The following is a 15,465-nucleotide window of genomic DNA, read 5'->3' on the forward strand; positions in this document are numbered from 1 at the left end:
CGGTCTTCGCACGTATTAACCTTCTTGCAGGAAGGTGAGAAGGGACCTTCCAGAAAGTATGAAACAAAAAGTTATACTTTCTGACTAGTATAAAATATAAAGAGGTTGTGCTAAAACTTGTTACTATATTTTTCACATCCCCACTTTTGCTTCTATATCATCAAAACATAAGCGTCCTCACTCCACTTTTATAGTGAAATGAGGACGCTTATTGATTGTTGTAACCACTTGAAATTTTGGAGACTGAGTTTTCACACATCCCCTTATCGACGGTCATCATTGTCTGTATTAAATTCAGGTAGATCATTGGCATCGACTAAGATGACGTCAACCCCAATTTTCTTAACACGATCCCACGGAACAACATAGTCTTCTACCTTGCTACTGCCGAAAAAGCCCCAACTTCGCGAGGGTCCTGGCACAATAATCCCTTTGACGACACCCCGTTCAAGATCCAAATCAAGGTCTTTAATTGGCCCTAACCGACGTCCATCCTTAACATTCACAACATCCAATAATCGTAAATCCGAGATCCTCATTCTAAGACCCCCCCTAATCGATGTTCGGGGTTCGAGGTTCGATAATTCGAAGTCGAATATCACGTATAGCCCCGATATAAGTTCAACTATGACTTATGAAGAACGCTGGAGCTTAATCATAAGTAAGTTTCCTATAGGTCATCATATGAGGGAGGGACAAAAAATAGCCTACAGTTCAAACATATTTACTCGATGATTATCTAGCCTCGTTTCATAATCGAGTTCTGGCTTGCAGTTCGAATCTCCTTCAATCCCTTTGCGTCGTGCTTGGTGCTGCGTGTATCCGACTTCTGGCCTCTGACATCTGACCTCCCGGATTCACACATACTTGCGCATGTGTTGCATGGCAGCTTTCTCAAGACGGGATACCTGAGCTTGTGAGATTCCAATCTCGTCAGCTACCTCCATCTGAGTCTTGCCATCAAAAAACCTCAAAGACAAGATGAGTTTTTCCCGTTCGCTGAGACGTCGTAAAGCTTCTCGGACTGCCAACCCCTCAATCCAACCTTTGTCAGACTGCTTATCATCTCCAATTTGATCCATTACAAAAATAGGATCTCCTCCGTCATGGTAGATTGGCTCAAATAGAGAAATCGGTTCTTGAATAGCATCTAAGGCAAAAATAACATCTTCACGTGGCAAAGAAAGCTTATCAGCGATTTCTGTAACGGTTGGTTCTCGTGAGCAATCACAGACTAGCTGATCTCTTACCTGAAGGGCCTTATAGGCAATATCCCTCAGTGACCGACTCACCCGTATTGGATTGTTGTCTCTCAAGTAACGACGTATTTCCCCGATGATCATAGGGACGGCATAAGTAGAGAATTTAACGTTTTGGCCAAGATCAAAATTGTCTATAGCTTTCATCAACCCGATACAACCAACCTGAAAAAGGTCATCTACATATTCTCCCCGATTCGTAAACCGCTGAATCACGCTGAGAACAAGACGAAGATTCCCATGAATAAGTTTGTCTCGAGCGCTGCGATCTCCAGCCTGATAAATTACAAACAACTCTTTCATTTTCACGCTGGATAAGACAGGCAACTTTGAGGTGTTCACTCCACAAATCTCAACTTTATTTAATGCCAAACTACGAGCACCTCCCCAGCAAATTCTGTTGGGAAGTATGCCCGAACACAGTTTAGGTTATTCCAATCGACAAAATTCTTTGCGTAATCTACGAATAATTCTTTTCTCAAGCCGCGAAATGTAGGATTGTGAGATTCCCAGTCGATCCGCTACTTCTTTTTGTGTTTTTTCCACCCCGTTATCCAGCCCGAACCTCAATTCCATAATCACCTTTTCCCGGTTTGTTAACCTTCCCATCGCTAAATGCAACAACTGCCGATCAACCTGTTCTTCAATTGGCTTGGAGATAATGTCATTTTCGGTACCTAAAACATCTGATAGGAGTAGTTCATTACCATCCCAGTCAATATTCAATGGTTCATCAAACGATACTTCAGAACGAGTCTTATTATTTCGTCTAAGATACATTAAAATTTCATTTTCAATACACCTTGAAGCATAGGTCGCTAGTTTAATTTTTTTCTGAGGATCAAACGTATTTACCGCTTTGATTAACCCAATTGTTCCAATCGAAACGAGATCCTCAATCCCTATCCCAGTATTTTCGAATTTACGGGCAATATACACAACAAGCCGTAAATTCCGTTCAATTAAAATATCTCGAATGGACGGATCCCCCATTTCGAGGCGCTCCAAGAGAACCCCTTCTTCGTCTGAGTTGAGTGGTGGGGGGAGCGCTTCACTGCTTCCAACGTAATAAATCCCTCTAACTCCACGGATTTTTTGAAGGAGCATGAACCATAGGCGTCTAACGTTATCTTGAACATCACTCCACCACTTCATTAATCAATCTCCACCTTTCTGCATATGTTCTGGGTGTAGTAACGCTTGGTATTCACCCTCTGAACTTAGCACTTGCTTAACGAGTGCCACCGTTGCATGGATTTGTCGAGATCCCGTTTTGTCAAAACACGTCACGCGCTGAGGTCTCAACCCAAGTAGCCAGCTTTGTCGATCAATTGCTTGAAAAGGTATAAAAACTAAGTGTTTTACTAAACTAGGATTGACCTTCCACAATAACGGCCAAGGGTCAGCGTAGTCTTTCCACGGAATGTTTAGAAATGATCGCACATGATCAGGCATTACACTAGCGGCAATCTCCTCTTCCAGCAAAATAACAGGAAGCCCGGTTAACGGATCTCGCAAATGATTACCGGTATCCAACAACGCTTTAATGCAGACAACCCCACTATGTTCATCACCGCCAAAATCAATTTCTAAATCGTAAATAATTTGCTTTAGTACTGCGTTTCTTTCCTGCCATCGCAACCAAAGACGCTGCAAAAGCCACCACATTAATGCCCCTAGAGGAAGTATCCAAAGATTACTTAGGGCCAATGTAAAGAGGCCACTACCTAGTTCATCATCAAATTGCACCCACCCCCATAAGGCATACACAAATCCACCGAGTCCTGCAGAAAGAAGCCAAAACCCAACCACTGCTTTGAGAAAGGTGTACACTCTACGCATCGGGAAAGCGGCTCCGACCATTAGAAATGGAACAACCCATTTACTTAACGTGGTCCATGGCGAAGTGGAATAACAGGCTAGAACCACCGGGATTTCGCCGAGAAGGACAGCGGCTAGGATCCGGGTTGGCCGGAGCGGAAGACGAATGAGTCGGCTGGTAAGAGTGAGAATAAGTGCGTCCATCCCTCCGTTAATGAGAATATCCAGATCGAGATAAGTCTCTACTACGCCCATCAGGTGCATCCTTTCCATACGCTTCTCACAAGATTATATCTAAAGACTGTAGTAAAAGCTGTCGCTTTCGGTGGGTTGTAATGGTATTTTTTAGGAGAACCAATGCGAGTGCTGTAGGGTTTCATCAACGAGCAATATATCTCGACAAGATGTACTAACTTATATGATAGATGGCACATTGAAATGCGTATTTAAACAAAAAAAAACCGCCTGTAATAAACAGCGGCCGGCTGATAATGAAAGCTGAAAACCGAAAAAGTCTCTGTCGGTTGACAGAGACTTGAGATATCACAACGTCTTAGATTTGATGGCCACCTCATGCTGGCCTAAGATTTTGGTTGTCAACTTTTATTTCTTTTAACTTAAATAAAGTTCACAGAATACTATCAACGACGACGCCTTAGAAACTCTGGGATATCGATATCAACTTCCGTCGCAACCGGTTTGATTATGTTATCTTGGGCTTTTCCTGGTGCAAGACCAAAGCCAGCCCACTGCTGATCAAAACCTGTCGCGATGACGGTAACTCTGATTTCTTCCTTGAGATTCTCGTCGACAACTGCGCCAAAGATAATATTTGCCTCAGGATCAGCAGCTTCTGCGATAATTCCGGCAGCTTCGTTTACTTCAAAAAGGGTTAAATTAGTCCCACCAGTAATATTAAGCAACACTCCTTTGGCTCCTTCAATCGAAGTTTCCAACAGTGGGCTGGAAATTGCTTTACGGGCAGCATCCGCTGCACGGTTTTCACCAGTTGCCTGACCAATACCCATTAGGGCCGATCCAGTATTTGACATAATGGTCTTTACATCAGCAAAATCCAAATTGATTAAGCCAGGAACTGCAATCAAATCTGAAATCCCTTGTACCCCTTGTCGCAGGACATCATCCGCAATGCGAAAAGCCTCATGAATCGTAGTATGCTTGTCCACTACTTGCAACAAACGATCATTCGGAATCGTTATAAGTGTATCCACTTTACTTTTAAGTTCAGCTATTCCTTTTTCTGCCTGCATAGCCCGTTTACGGCCTTCAAAAGTAAAAGGGCGCGTAACCACACCAACCGTCAAAGCTCCCATTTCCTTGGCCACTTCCGCAACAATAGGTGCCGCACCTGTGCCGGTTCCGCCTCCCATCCCTGCTGTGACGAAAACCATATCCGCACCCTTTAACACCTTAGCAAGTTCTTCACGGCTTTCTTCTGCTGCCTTAGCTCCAATTTCGGGATTTGCTCCAGCTCCAAGTCCTTTAGTCAACTTTATCCCTATTTGAACTTTTTGGCCTGCGCGGGAGAGCTGTAAAGCCTGAGAGTCAGTATTTACAGTTACAAAATCTACCCCTTGTAAGCCGGCAGTAATCATTCTATTTACCGCATTGTTCCCACCACCACCGACACCAATAACCTTGATTTCTGCAAATTGGTTTAAATCCGTATCAAATTCTAGCATCTAAGGCTTTAACCCCCTCGCTTCATTCTGACCTGCCTGTTTAAAAAATGCAGGCTATAACTATTATTTAACTTTGTTGTCCAAACGCTCGCTTGTCTTGCAAACAGGCGCGAAACATGCCCATAAACGTGCAAAAACTCTATACGTTCAGTACTTTAAATTCAATGACGTAATAAATTCTATATGTTGATGCTTTATCCCTTTTTTTGAAACAAAAAACTTTTTGCAAAATATAAAATTACCCATAATACTTTGTTCCTCTATCACTATTACCTTTTTAACAGATGACGGCGTATGCTCCCAATATTTTGAAATAGTCGTACGCCAAATGCAACAACAGCTGCCAAATAAAGATCAACTCCAATGCGATCTCCGACGTAAGCCAAGAAAGCTGCGAGAAGCATGTTAATAAAAAAACCGCTCAAAAACACAGAGCTATCAAAATGATCTTCCTGCGCGGAACGTATCCCACCTAAGACGGAATCTAAAGCTGCTAGGATTCCCACGGATAGGTATTTTGCATATTCAATTGGCACGGAAAGTGGGCTGACATACCCTATGGCCAATCCTAAAACTAAACCCAATAACGGTAACCACATGTTACTTGTCCTCCCTGATTTAGCGGCCAATGACTGGCTTTGCCGCCGTATAATCAATGTATCGAACCCCTTGTTGAAATGATTTATACTCTTTATCGCTTACTAGTTGAAAAAGAGCATTTAATTTATCTTTCCAATCATTGGCTTGTCCAAGGCGAACTTCTACTCCACTGGTCAAGAACACCGTCATTTGTTGACTAGGATCAACATGGATTTCACCAATCTGAGCAAGTAAACCTGTTGGAGCTTGTCCCAGCAGGCGAAGTGCTGCTGTTAGTGAAGGGTTACCTAGGCTTTGCCCTGGTCCAGCGGTATCCATAAGATTAATCCCAGTAATCACTGGGTGATCCGTTTTAGGCCAACTCTCCAAACGACGTAAAAAGGTCCCTTGTGAGTCAATCTCCACGACCCCCTTCGGAACAACGACCAAGGCAACCGGAGTTCGTTCAGTCACCTGAATAACAAGTGTGTGCGGGAGCTTCCGCTGAAACTTAACACTTTGGACTAACGGATGTAATGAAATTTTATAACTTAGCTCTGCTTGATCAAAGAGCAATAAGTTTTGTCCTTGAACCCCATTAGCCAATTTCAAGATTTCGCTTTCCGGGATCAGTTTAAGCCCTTGCACCTTTACATTTTGAACTCCGAATGCACTGGAACGCAAAAACTGCGTCAAACCCAATGCAAGCAAAATCGTCAAAACAGCAACATAGAGAAAGGACGTATTCATTTTCTTGGGTTGCATTTCGTCTTTCCTCCTTGTCCCAAGTATAACGAATACAGTCCTATTCTGTCATGCCTTTTTGAGAGACTTTTACTGACAAAATACGCCAATATTCGACGCACCTCATTTCGAAGCACGCTGCTCGAGGCAAAATCGATTCTCAAAGTTCGTGGTTCGATGTTCGAATTGTGAATTCCATTCTGTAAATCGAAGAACGTATTAAACTTGGTGAGAATAATTATTCTGCGAACTTTGTTCGCCTTCAATTCGTGCTTCGTGCTTCGTGCTTCACGCATCGCGCCTCACGCCTCGCCGTTACCCCTTCTGGGTAACACGCAGAAGTTTGGCACCTAAACGATGATATTTTTCTTCTAAATTTTCGTAGCCACGATCAATAAAATCTACTTTTTCCAGCACAGTTACTTCCTCTGCTGCTAATGCTGCAAGAAAGAGTGCAGCCCCAGCCCTCAGATCTGTGGCTTCCACGAATGCCCCTTCAAGCGTTTCTACCCCACGTATAATGGACGTTCTCCCCTCAACCGTAATTTGCGCACCCATACGACGTAACTCATCCACATGCTGAAAGCGGTTTTCAAAAATAGTTTCCGTAATGATACTAGTTCCTTCCGCGCACGAGAGCATAGCCATAAACTGTGGTTGCATGTCCGTTGGAAATCCCGGATAGGGCATTGTCTTGAGGTCCACGCCCCGAATTCTTCCTCGCTGTTGAACACGAATCGAATCATCCAGAAAGGTCACTCTAGCTCCTACCTGGCGCAATTTAGCAATGACAGGTTCTAAATGTTCTGGTACAACATTCTCAATGACCACATCGCCTTCAGTCATGACCGCTGCAACCATATGCGTACCCGCTTCGATCCGATCCGGTATGACTATATGTTCTGCAGGATGAAGCATATCCACCCCGTCTATTCTCAAGACGTCCATTCCTGCGCCTCGTACTTTTGCTCCCATCTTATTAAGGAAATTTTGCAAATCAATAATTTCCGGTTCGCGTGCGGCATTGCGAATCATAGTCGTTCCTTTAGCTAAGACAGCAGTCATCATAATGTTTTCTGTTGCACCAACACTTGGGACATCCAGGTAGACATCAGCCCCTAGTAACTGATCTACCCATGCCTCGATATACCCATGTTTTTCTTTAACCTTCACACCCAATTGTTGAAGGCCCTTTATATGTTGATCCATTGGGCGCGAACCAATGGCACACCCTCCCGGTCGAGATAGTTTCACCCGTCCACTCCGGGCTAGTAATGGACCTAAAATTAGATTAGAAGCACGCATTTGGCGCATAAGCCCCTCGTCGACATGGCAGGACTCTAATCCTCCAGCATTGATGAGCATAGCCTCATTTTGGCGTTCAACTTTACAGCCCAGGTGCTCAAGCACCTGAATCATATGTGTAATATCAGCTAACTCCGGGATTTCTAGTAAGGTCGATGTCCCTTCAGCGAGCAAGGTAGCTGCCAGTAAGGGAAGAGAAGAGTTTTTTGCCCCGCTTACCCGGATACTTCCTTCTAACCGCTGTTTTCCGGTGATAACATAGCGATCCAACGCCATGATCTTACCCCCCTTTTATTCGATGTTCGATGTTCGAGGCTCGATGTTCGATTTGTGAATTCGATTCTGTGAATCGAAGTACGTATTCAACTTGGAGTGATTAATCGTTCTGCAAACTTTGTTCGCCCTCGATTCGTGCCTCGTTAAAGTAAGCTACTTCCATTTGCAACTTGATTCCATACTTTGACTGAACATCTTTTGAAATAGCATCAATTAACGCGAGCACATCCTTAGCCTTGGCGTTACCGGTATTTACAATAAAGTTAGCGTGTTTGTCTGAAACCTGCGCTCCACCGATACTTTTTCCTTTCCAACCAGCAGACTCAATTAAACGGCCAGCTGAATCGCCTGGTGGATTCCGAAAAACGCTCCCAGCATTGGGTTTTTCAAGTGGTTGATTGACCACCCTATTTCTTAAGTTCTCCTTCATCTGGCTTAGAATCTGTTCACGATCCCCTGGAGAAAATGCAAGTTGGGTTTCAACCACCCATGCTTTGCCTCGCAAAGAGCAGAACCGATAAGCAAATTCAAGCTCAGCTCGTTCTAGCTTTTTCACTGTACCATCCGCCCAAAGGGCCGTGACACTAATTATGTGAGGAGCTATTTCGCCTCCATGAGCACCAGCGTTCATCATAACGGCACCGCCCACGGATCCTGGAATTCCCCGAGCAAACTCAAGGCCACTCCACCCTCGTTCCCCTGCTTCTTGAGACAGATGCGCTAGCGTGTACCCCGCTTCAACTTGAACCTTGTACTCACCCCATTCAATCGCGCGGAGAGACGTGGTCACCAAGGTAATTCCGGGAAGCCCTTCATCCGGTAATAGAAGATTTGAACCCCGTCCAATCAGCCAAACGGGGATTTTTGCTTCTCGCGCGCGCTGCCACACGATCGACATATCTGCCGAAGTTTGAGGCCAATACACTATTTCAGCGGGCCCACCAATCTTCCACGTATTCAGGAGGTCCAGCGGGTAATCTTTCTCCACACGCCCTGGCATTCCATCCAAAATCATCCTTGTTCCACCTCAAGTTATCCGTCATTATTTGGCTCTTCCAAAGAGAGCTAAGGGCCAACCGAATATCTAGCCAAGAAACTCCTAAGTCTATACACATAGCTATATCCTGACAAACTACTTGCTCTTCTGTCGGTTCCAACCACCTAGGCATTTGACCAAGAAATTTCAAACCCTCTTGCTCACGATAAAAGTCAATCCCAGTTTCACGCACCACCCAAGTCGCTTTTTTTTCGACCTGAACGGTTCCTCTTTTTAATAAATTTTCTTCCACCAGATCCGCCAACCAAGATTCCGGTATTAGCCAATGTAAACCTTGCCTTCTTTCGAATTTCCATTTTCCGTCAGTTGTCAACCAAAGAATGGTTGGTTCAAATCCGGCCCCATTTAATAAATGCCCTAGCAAGGGGCGTCCATCTAGAAAAACCATCGGTTCTGATAATGGGATAATTAGTTCATCATCCAAAATATTATGTATGAACGATTGAATAGATTGCTGATTCACTCCCAGCTCGAGTGCCTTTTCTCTCCAGAAATCGTCTGGCTTCTCCTCTGGCCAGAAGACCCATTCTGTCGCAATACCTAATTCTTCGGGCGGAGATGAGGGAGTACAATCAAATGGCTTCTCAAACCAGCTTTCTGAGAATTCCCGGCTTAAATCCTCCGTTGCAGGTTCAACCTCGGAAAATTCCAGCTGAATCCCATTCAGAACGGCCCGAACTCCGTCTATTCCGGGAGCCGCAGAAGAAGCAACCAATTGTATTTTTCGTTTTGGCCACACCATGCTCACTCCTTTTCTTAGTTACTGCCATATGCTATGCAGTAAAGTAAAAAGGTGTGAGCGAACTCGATGTTTGATGTTCGATATTCGCTATTCGTGTTCGAACTTCGAAATCAATGCCCATATGTTTGTTATTTGTTATTTCGAACTACGAACCACGCATATCGAACCACGCTTTAGTGCCATGCAGTGGCCCTACAGAGATTTACAATTTTATTTAAAGCCTCCGGTTGTGCTAGCGTACGAGCAGCATCTCCCATTTTTGCGAGGAGTTTAGGTTGCGAAATTAACCCATCTATTTCCTTCCACAATCGTTCTCCGTCTAATTCTGAGTCCAAAATAATCTGAGCTGCGCCAGCTTGAACTAGAGCTTGAGCATTATGCTCTTGATGGTTCTCCGCTGCATATGGATAAGGAATTAAGACACTAGGAATACCTACCACCATCAACTCAGCCAAAGAAGCTGCCCCTGCCCGTCCAATAAAGATGTCCGCGCAGGCTAACGCTTCCGGCATATCTTTCAAATATTCAAGGATACGCCAGCCCGAACGTTCCCAGGATATTCCTCTTCTCTTAAATTCTTCAATAGTTTCTGCATACGTTGTTTTGCCGGTTGCCCAAATTACCTGAACCTCCTTGTATTGCGCAAGGTGCTCTAAGACCCCAGTCATGGCCATATTTAACGTACGCGCCCCTCTACTTCCACCGGTCACTAGTAACGTTAGGCGATCCGGTCGTAATTTAAAGTGCTTTGCCCCAACCTCGCGAGAAACCTGGCCAATTTCCGGACGAACTGGGAGCCCAACAAGTTCAAGTTTTCTCTTTGCGCCAAAATGCTCAGTGCTCTCGGGAAAAGTTACCATGACACGGCGGACAACTCGTGCCAATAGACGATTGGTAATCCCAGGCAAGGCGTTTTGTTCATGAAGCAACGTTGGAATGTTAAAAAGGGCAGCCGTCAAAACAACCGGCCCGGACACATATCCCCCGGTTCCAACCACAAGGTCGGGATGAAATTGCCGCAGTAGTTTTTTCGTCTCCCAGAGGGCCTTAAAACTTCCACCTAAAACTTTTATCATATCCAAACTTAATTTGCGCGGAAGTCCTTTCCCTGAAATCCCAGCAAACTCAAGTCCCGCCTCTGGCACTAAACGCGCTTCCATCCCGTCACGTATTCCCACGTAAAGAATTTGAGTCTCAGCATCACGCGCTAGCAACCCTTTGGCAATAGCTAACGCTGGATAAATATGGCCACCTGTTCCGCCACCAGTCAACATTACTCGCACCGTCTATACCCCTTTTCCTTACCGTACTTCTCGGGAAATATTCAGAAGCACTCCAACGCCTAGCATTGTAAAGACAAGTGATGTGCCTCCATAACTTATAAATGGTAAGGTAATCCCGGTTACCGGCAATACCCCGCTAACGACACCCATGTTAATCATCGCCTGAATAGATACCATGGCCGTTAAACCAACTGCGAGGAAACCTGTAAAAGCGTCCGGGGCCCTCATTGCTACGCGAAAACCCCGCCAAGCGAAGAGGAAAAAAAGCAAGACTACCAGGGACGCACCAATAAAACCGAGTTCCTCTCCAATCATTGCAAAGATAAAATCCGTATGATTTTCCGGCAAATAGAGGAATTTCTGACGACTCTGCCCTAAGCCCAAACCGAACAATCCACCTGGGCCCAACGCTAAAAGAGCTTGAATCGTCTGATAGCCATTTCCCAATGGATCAGCCCACGGATCTAAAAAAGCAAAGATACGACGCATTCGGTAAGGAGCTGCTGCTATGGCTGCAACCACCAAACCAAGCCCTGTCCCTCCTAAGCCCAGAATATGTCCAGCCCTTGCCCCAGCTGCAATCAACATAAAAAACGTCGTAGCCGCTATGACCAGAGTCGTACCCAGATCTGGTTGAAGCATAATCAGCCCTGCTATCAACCCCATTAAACCGAGAATAGGCAGAACACCTTTGCGAAATGATCGAATCTTATGAGGGTCAAGAGCTAGTACATGGGCCATCACCAACACCATGGAAAGCTTAATCACTTCTGAGGGCTGAATTGATAATGGCCCAAGCCCGATCCAACGGTCAGCACCATTTACTCTGCGCCCAATGCCCGGGATTTTGACCGCAACCAATAAGGCAATCGCTACATAAAGGGCTGGTTTAGCAAATCTACGCAACAAACGCAAATCCACAACCATGCTCAGAATCATCGCTACCAGCCCCATAACCGCCCATAAAATTTCCATCTTGAGAAAATGATAAGGATCGTCAAACTGAATGTACCCTCTAACTGCACTCGAACTATAGACCATAACGAACCCTATCCCCAACAAAGCTAAGATCGCTCCTAGCAAGACCATATCTGGTCGGTGATACCTTCGCACATATAGTTCCCCCTTTATTATTCAATGGGTTCCCTATAATGCCTACGCACTAACTCCTTAAACAATTCCCCTCTTTCTTCATAACTTTTAAACATATCCCAACTTGTACAAGCAGGGGATAACAATACAACATCACCAGCTACTGCCTCAGCAATCGCTCTCTCAACACCATCCTCAAATGAGGTAGCTCTAATAATTCTCTGCACACCTTCATCACGCGCAGCCTGTTCCATCTCATCAGCCGCTAGCCCCAATAAAACTAAGCTTTTAACCTTAGCTCGCACAACTTTCATGAAATCATGAAAATCAAGTCCTTTATTTTTTCCCCCTGCTATCAGAACCAAAGGTTCCTCGAAAGCAAGTAAGGCCTTGGTGGCTGCATCTGTATTAGTTCCTTTCGAATCATTCACAAAAAGGATCTCTTCAAACGTCCCCACAATCTCTTCTCGGTGCTCCACCCCTTTGAACTGGCGGAGCCCCTCAGCAATCTCAGTCCAAGAAAGCCCTAACGCTCTCGCGGCAGCTGCAGCTGCCATAACATTTTCCAGATTATGAGCACCTCGCAGATGGAGGTCCTTGCGGGAAATAATGGGGATCATGTTCCTCTTTTCTGAATAAACAATCTGATCATGCCAAAGACTAACCCCCTCTGGCAAAAAAACTGTTGGACTAAAATAGATTACCCGACTTTTTAATTTTGGACCTAAATCATGCACTAACGGATCGTCCCAATTTAAGATTGCCAAATCAGTAGCCGTTTGATTTTTGAAAATCTGAGTTTTGGCCTCCAGATAAGCTTCCAAAGTACCATGCCTGTCCAGATGATCGGGAGTAAGATTAAGTAAAATTGCTACATGAACACGAAGTTTATCGATAAACTCCAGTTGAAAACTGGAAAGTTCAGCCACAGCGATGCTGTTCTCTCCCATTCCCTCCACCTGTCCGCTTAAGGCAACTCCAATGTTTCCGGCAACAATCGTGCGTCGACCCGTTAGCTTAGCCAATTCACCGATCAAAGTCGTAGTCGTCGTTTTCCCATTAGTACCAGTTACCCCAACACAAAGAGCAGGGCAATCATACATAGCCAACTCAACTTCACTCCACACGGCAACGTTTCGAGATATAGCCTCCTGTACCAGGGAAAGCTTGGGCGATACCCCTGGAGATAAGACAATAAGTTCAGGGTTAATCCCTGCTAATTCAGGTACACTGCCCAGCATCAAATGCGCCTCATCAAGCCCCAACTCCTCAACACCCGCAAGCTGCCCCAATGCCTTACTATCTGTCAGAAAAACCTCCGCACCCAAACCCTGAAGTTTTTGAACAGCTGCTTGACCACTTAATCCAGCACCTATGACCAGAACACGTTTATGCATCCATTCCACGTTTATAATCCTCCGTCTAATCAATTTAAGCTCTATGTGTATCATATGCAAAACAGTGCGCTTAATTTTCTATTTCACATGTTACCTTCTCTTTTATACATTTCCATATAATGGGATTATCATTCTGTTAAATCCCAAAGCCTAAAAATAAAATCCCCGTTGACCACAAAACAATAACAGTCGCGGCGCACATGAAAGGAAAAGCCTCACATGCAATTACGAATCGTCCACCGTTGCATCTATACGCCTTTGCGTCAAAACGCAAACAGCCCCCAACACCGTTCCTCTCCCATCGACCCACAAGAGGAACTTTCTTAACTCAGAGAGCACTTCAGCGGAATTACTCCGATGAGCGCAGACAATTTTACATTAAGAACCGCAAAGGGACTTGTCCATGAATCAAACAGGACGTTTGAGGTTAGATCACCGCCCGAAGACGCTGTCTCCGCACGTATTAGCCTTCTTGCAGGATGGCAAGGTGCCGTGATGGACCGATGCCACGATGCCAAGGAGCAACGCACAAGCAGAACAGCCCAGAGTTTTTGCGGTTGCAACCAAGAACCGTCCCTCGTTGCATTCATACGCTTTACGTCAAAAACGCAAACAGTCCCCAACACCGTTCCTACTCCCGTTGACCCACAAGCCCGGAGGAAGTTTCTTAGCTTAGAGACCATATTAGCGGAATTGCGTCAAACGAATAGCAATGCAGCGTGTCGATCACGATAGTCTCCAGTGGAGAGTATCGCCGAAGGCGCAGAGCCATTAACGTATGCTATCGCGCCGTAGGATGCTAAGAAACTTCCTCCCTACCCCAACGTCGGGATATAAGCAATAATCCCAATAATAGCACAAATCAACGAGGCAGCCCAAAAAGCGAGGACAACTTTCCATTCCCCCCAGCCTCCGAGTTCAAAATGGTGATGAAGCGGGCTCATCCGAAAGACCCGTTTTCCTCTAGTTTGAAACGAAATAACTTGAATGATTACCGAAAGTGCTTCCAAGGCGAATAATCCTCCGATCACAATCAGCACCAATTCGCTCTTCGTGAGTACCGCCAAACTTACTAAAGCCCCACCTAAGGCCAAAGACCCTGTATCCCCCATAAATATTCTGGCAGGGTAGGCATTAAAGCGCAAAAAACCAAGACATCCTCCAACCAAGGCTGCTGCAAAAACTGCCATATCCGTCTCATGCGCCAGAACTGCTACCCCGCCCCCTTGGATCGCAGCAAGTAAGGCAATCACGACATAGCTAATACCAGCAAACATAGTACTCCCTGCCGCTAAGCCATCCAGACCATCCGTAAGATTAACTGCATTCGTCATGACCACAATCACTAAAGAAATCAGGCAATAGTAAAACCAACCCAGTTCCAAGTGAATAGTCGAGAAAGGAATAGCTACGTCCGTACCCCGTCCCAACCAATGGACGGACACCCACATAAGAACAAAGGCCAAGCCAAATTGCCCGATGAGTTTTTGGTAAGCCCGCAGCCCTAAGGACCGATGCAACACTACTTTTATAAAATCATCAATGAATCCGATTAAACCAAATCCTAAAGTAATTCCTACCAACGTCACCATTTCCAGAGAGGTGGGCTGTTCGGCAGTAACCAACGAACTGGCAATAATGCCAACGAGAAAAATAATGCCCCCCATCGTCGGTGTTCCGGCCTTCTTTAAATGTCTTTTAGGGCCATCATCGCGTATAGTTTGACCGAACTTAAGAATCCTTAAGACCGGTATCATAAAAGGGCCAAGGACCAACGTAATAATAAGGGCTAATCCTGTCGCCAAGACCAAACGCTCAGACATGTGTTATTCCATCCTTTACTTAAGGCACATTCAAGTAAATATGCCTAATCTTTCTAGATTCAAGGTGATCTCTTCCATTTTCATTCCCCGGGACCCTTTAATCAGGACCCATGTTCCTGGGCCAAATTGCCCAAGGAGATCTAGAGCTTTTGTAATCGCTTGTTCACGCGTAGCAGTCACCACAATCTTATCTTCTGAGTATCCCGCCAGCCGGGCCCCCTGGGCAATTTCTTCTGCTAATTTTCCCACAGAAATTAGAACATTGACTCCTAACTCTGCAAGGGTTCGACCAACTTCGCGATGCCCTGACTCCGCCGAAGTTCCCAATTCATACATTTCACCTAAAATAGCAACCGTCTTGTTCTCACCCGCTCGCTCTTTAAG

Annotated in this window: 16 protein-coding genes; 1 reads left to right on the forward strand and 15 read right to left on the reverse strand. The window is 45.2% G+C overall.

Annotated features, from left to right (window positions below; all coding sequences use genetic code 11):
• Window positions 1-263: 263 nt before the first annotated feature.
• The 13 genes from DSBG_RS17220 to murD all read right to left on the reverse strand — a co-directional run bounded on the left by DSBG_RS17220 (window position 264) and on the right by murD (window position 13,267).
• Complete coding sequence (locus DSBG_RS17220; RefSeq protein WP_068965550.1) at window positions 264-539, reverse strand: YlmC/YmxH family sporulation protein; 276 nt, start codon at window positions 537-539, stop codon at window positions 264-266.
• 318 nt (window positions 540-857) lie between these two features.
• Window positions 858-1,631 carry an RNA polymerase sporulation sigma factor SigG gene (gene sigG, locus DSBG_RS17225; protein WP_068965552.1) on the reverse strand — a complete coding sequence of 258 codons (774 nt, stop codon included), beginning with the start codon at window positions 1,629-1,631 and terminating at the stop codon, window positions 858-860.
• A gap of 57 nt (window positions 1,632-1,688) precedes the next feature.
• Window positions 1,689-2,414, reverse strand: a complete 726-nt coding sequence (gene sigE, locus DSBG_RS17230) for an RNA polymerase sporulation sigma factor SigE (RefSeq protein ID WP_068965554.1) — start codon at window positions 2,412-2,414, stop codon at window positions 1,689-1,691.
• 3 nt (window positions 2,415-2,417) lie between these two features.
• Window positions 2,418-3,335: a sigma-E processing peptidase SpoIIGA gene (locus tag DSBG_RS17235; protein WP_068965556.1), complete on the reverse strand. Its 918-nt coding sequence runs from the start codon at window positions 3,333-3,335 to the stop codon at window positions 2,418-2,420.
• A 386-nt stretch (window positions 3,336-3,721) separates the two neighbouring features.
• Window positions 3,722-4,783, reverse strand: coding sequence for a cell division protein FtsZ (gene ftsZ, locus DSBG_RS17240; protein ID WP_009620973.1), 1,062 nt, complete (start codon window positions 4,781-4,783; stop codon window positions 3,722-3,724).
• Window positions 4,784-5,052: 269 nt separating this feature from the next.
• Complete coding sequence (locus tag DSBG_RS17245) at window positions 5,053-5,382, reverse strand: small basic family protein (RefSeq protein WP_009620974.1); 330 nt, start codon at window positions 5,380-5,382, stop codon at window positions 5,053-5,055.
• 19 nt (window positions 5,383-5,401) lie between these two features.
• The gene (locus DSBG_RS17250; protein WP_068965558.1) at window positions 5,402-6,127 is read right to left on the reverse strand and encodes a cell division protein FtsQ/DivIB; all 726 of its coding nucleotides are present in this window, start codon (window positions 6,125-6,127) and stop codon (window positions 5,402-5,404) included.
• Window positions 6,128-6,421: 294 nt separating this feature from the next.
• Window positions 6,422-7,687, reverse strand: a complete 1,266-nt coding sequence (gene murA / locus DSBG_RS17255; RefSeq protein WP_068965560.1) for a UDP-N-acetylglucosamine 1-carboxyvinyltransferase — start codon at window positions 7,685-7,687, stop codon at window positions 6,422-6,424.
• A 100-nt stretch (window positions 7,688-7,787) separates the two neighbouring features.
• Window positions 7,788-8,702, reverse strand: coding sequence for a UDP-N-acetylmuramate dehydrogenase (murB, locus tag DSBG_RS17260; RefSeq protein ID WP_176716308.1), 915 nt, complete (start codon window positions 8,700-8,702; stop codon window positions 7,788-7,790).
• Window positions 8,617-9,486, reverse strand: coding sequence for a hypothetical protein (locus tag DSBG_RS17265; protein ID WP_068965562.1), 870 nt, complete (start codon window positions 9,484-9,486; stop codon window positions 8,617-8,619). The genes murB and DSBG_RS17265 overlap by 86 nt, the downstream gene beginning before the upstream one ends.
• Before the next feature lie 173 nt (window positions 9,487-9,659).
• Complete coding sequence (gene murG / locus DSBG_RS17270; protein WP_068965564.1) at window positions 9,660-10,769, reverse strand: undecaprenyldiphospho-muramoylpentapeptide beta-N-acetylglucosaminyltransferase; 1,110 nt, start codon at window positions 10,767-10,769, stop codon at window positions 9,660-9,662.
• A gap of 18 nt (window positions 10,770-10,787) precedes the next feature.
• Window positions 10,788-11,882, reverse strand: coding sequence for a stage V sporulation protein E (gene spoVE / locus DSBG_RS17275; protein ID WP_068965566.1), 1,095 nt, complete (start codon window positions 11,880-11,882; stop codon window positions 10,788-10,790).
• Window positions 11,883-11,899: 17 nt separating this feature from the next.
• Window positions 11,900-13,267, reverse strand: a complete 1,368-nt coding sequence (gene murD, locus DSBG_RS17280) for a UDP-N-acetylmuramoyl-L-alanine--D-glutamate ligase (RefSeq protein ID WP_491005785.1) — start codon at window positions 13,265-13,267, stop codon at window positions 11,900-11,902.
• A gap of 348 nt (window positions 13,268-13,615) precedes the next feature.
• Between murD and DSBG_RS22595 the strand changes: the two genes are divergently transcribed.
• On the forward strand, window positions 13,616-13,993 hold the full coding sequence (locus tag DSBG_RS22595) for a hypothetical protein (protein WP_141694354.1): 378 nt from the start codon (window positions 13,616-13,618) through the stop codon (window positions 13,991-13,993).
• Between the two features lie 80 nt (window positions 13,994-14,073).
• Here DSBG_RS22595 and mraY read toward each other — a convergent pair whose 3' ends face one another.
• Both mraY and DSBG_RS17290 read right to left on the reverse strand, forming a co-directional pair.
• Window positions 14,074-15,081 (reverse strand): phospho-N-acetylmuramoyl-pentapeptide-transferase, encoded by a 1,008-nt coding sequence (mraY, locus tag DSBG_RS17285; protein WP_068965568.1) that lies wholly within the window; start codon window positions 15,079-15,081, stop codon window positions 14,074-14,076.
• Between the two features lie 30 nt (window positions 15,082-15,111).
• Window positions 15,112-15,465, reverse strand: a 354-nt coding sequence (locus DSBG_RS17290; RefSeq protein WP_491005786.1) for a glutamate ligase domain-containing protein, incomplete at its 5' end; no start/stop codon positions are given.

Origin of the sequence: Desulfosporosinus cupriresistens, assembly GCF_001707885.1 — a bacterium.
Lineage (GTDB): Bacteria > Bacillota > Desulfitobacteriia > Desulfitobacteriales > Desulfitobacteriaceae > Desulfosporosinus.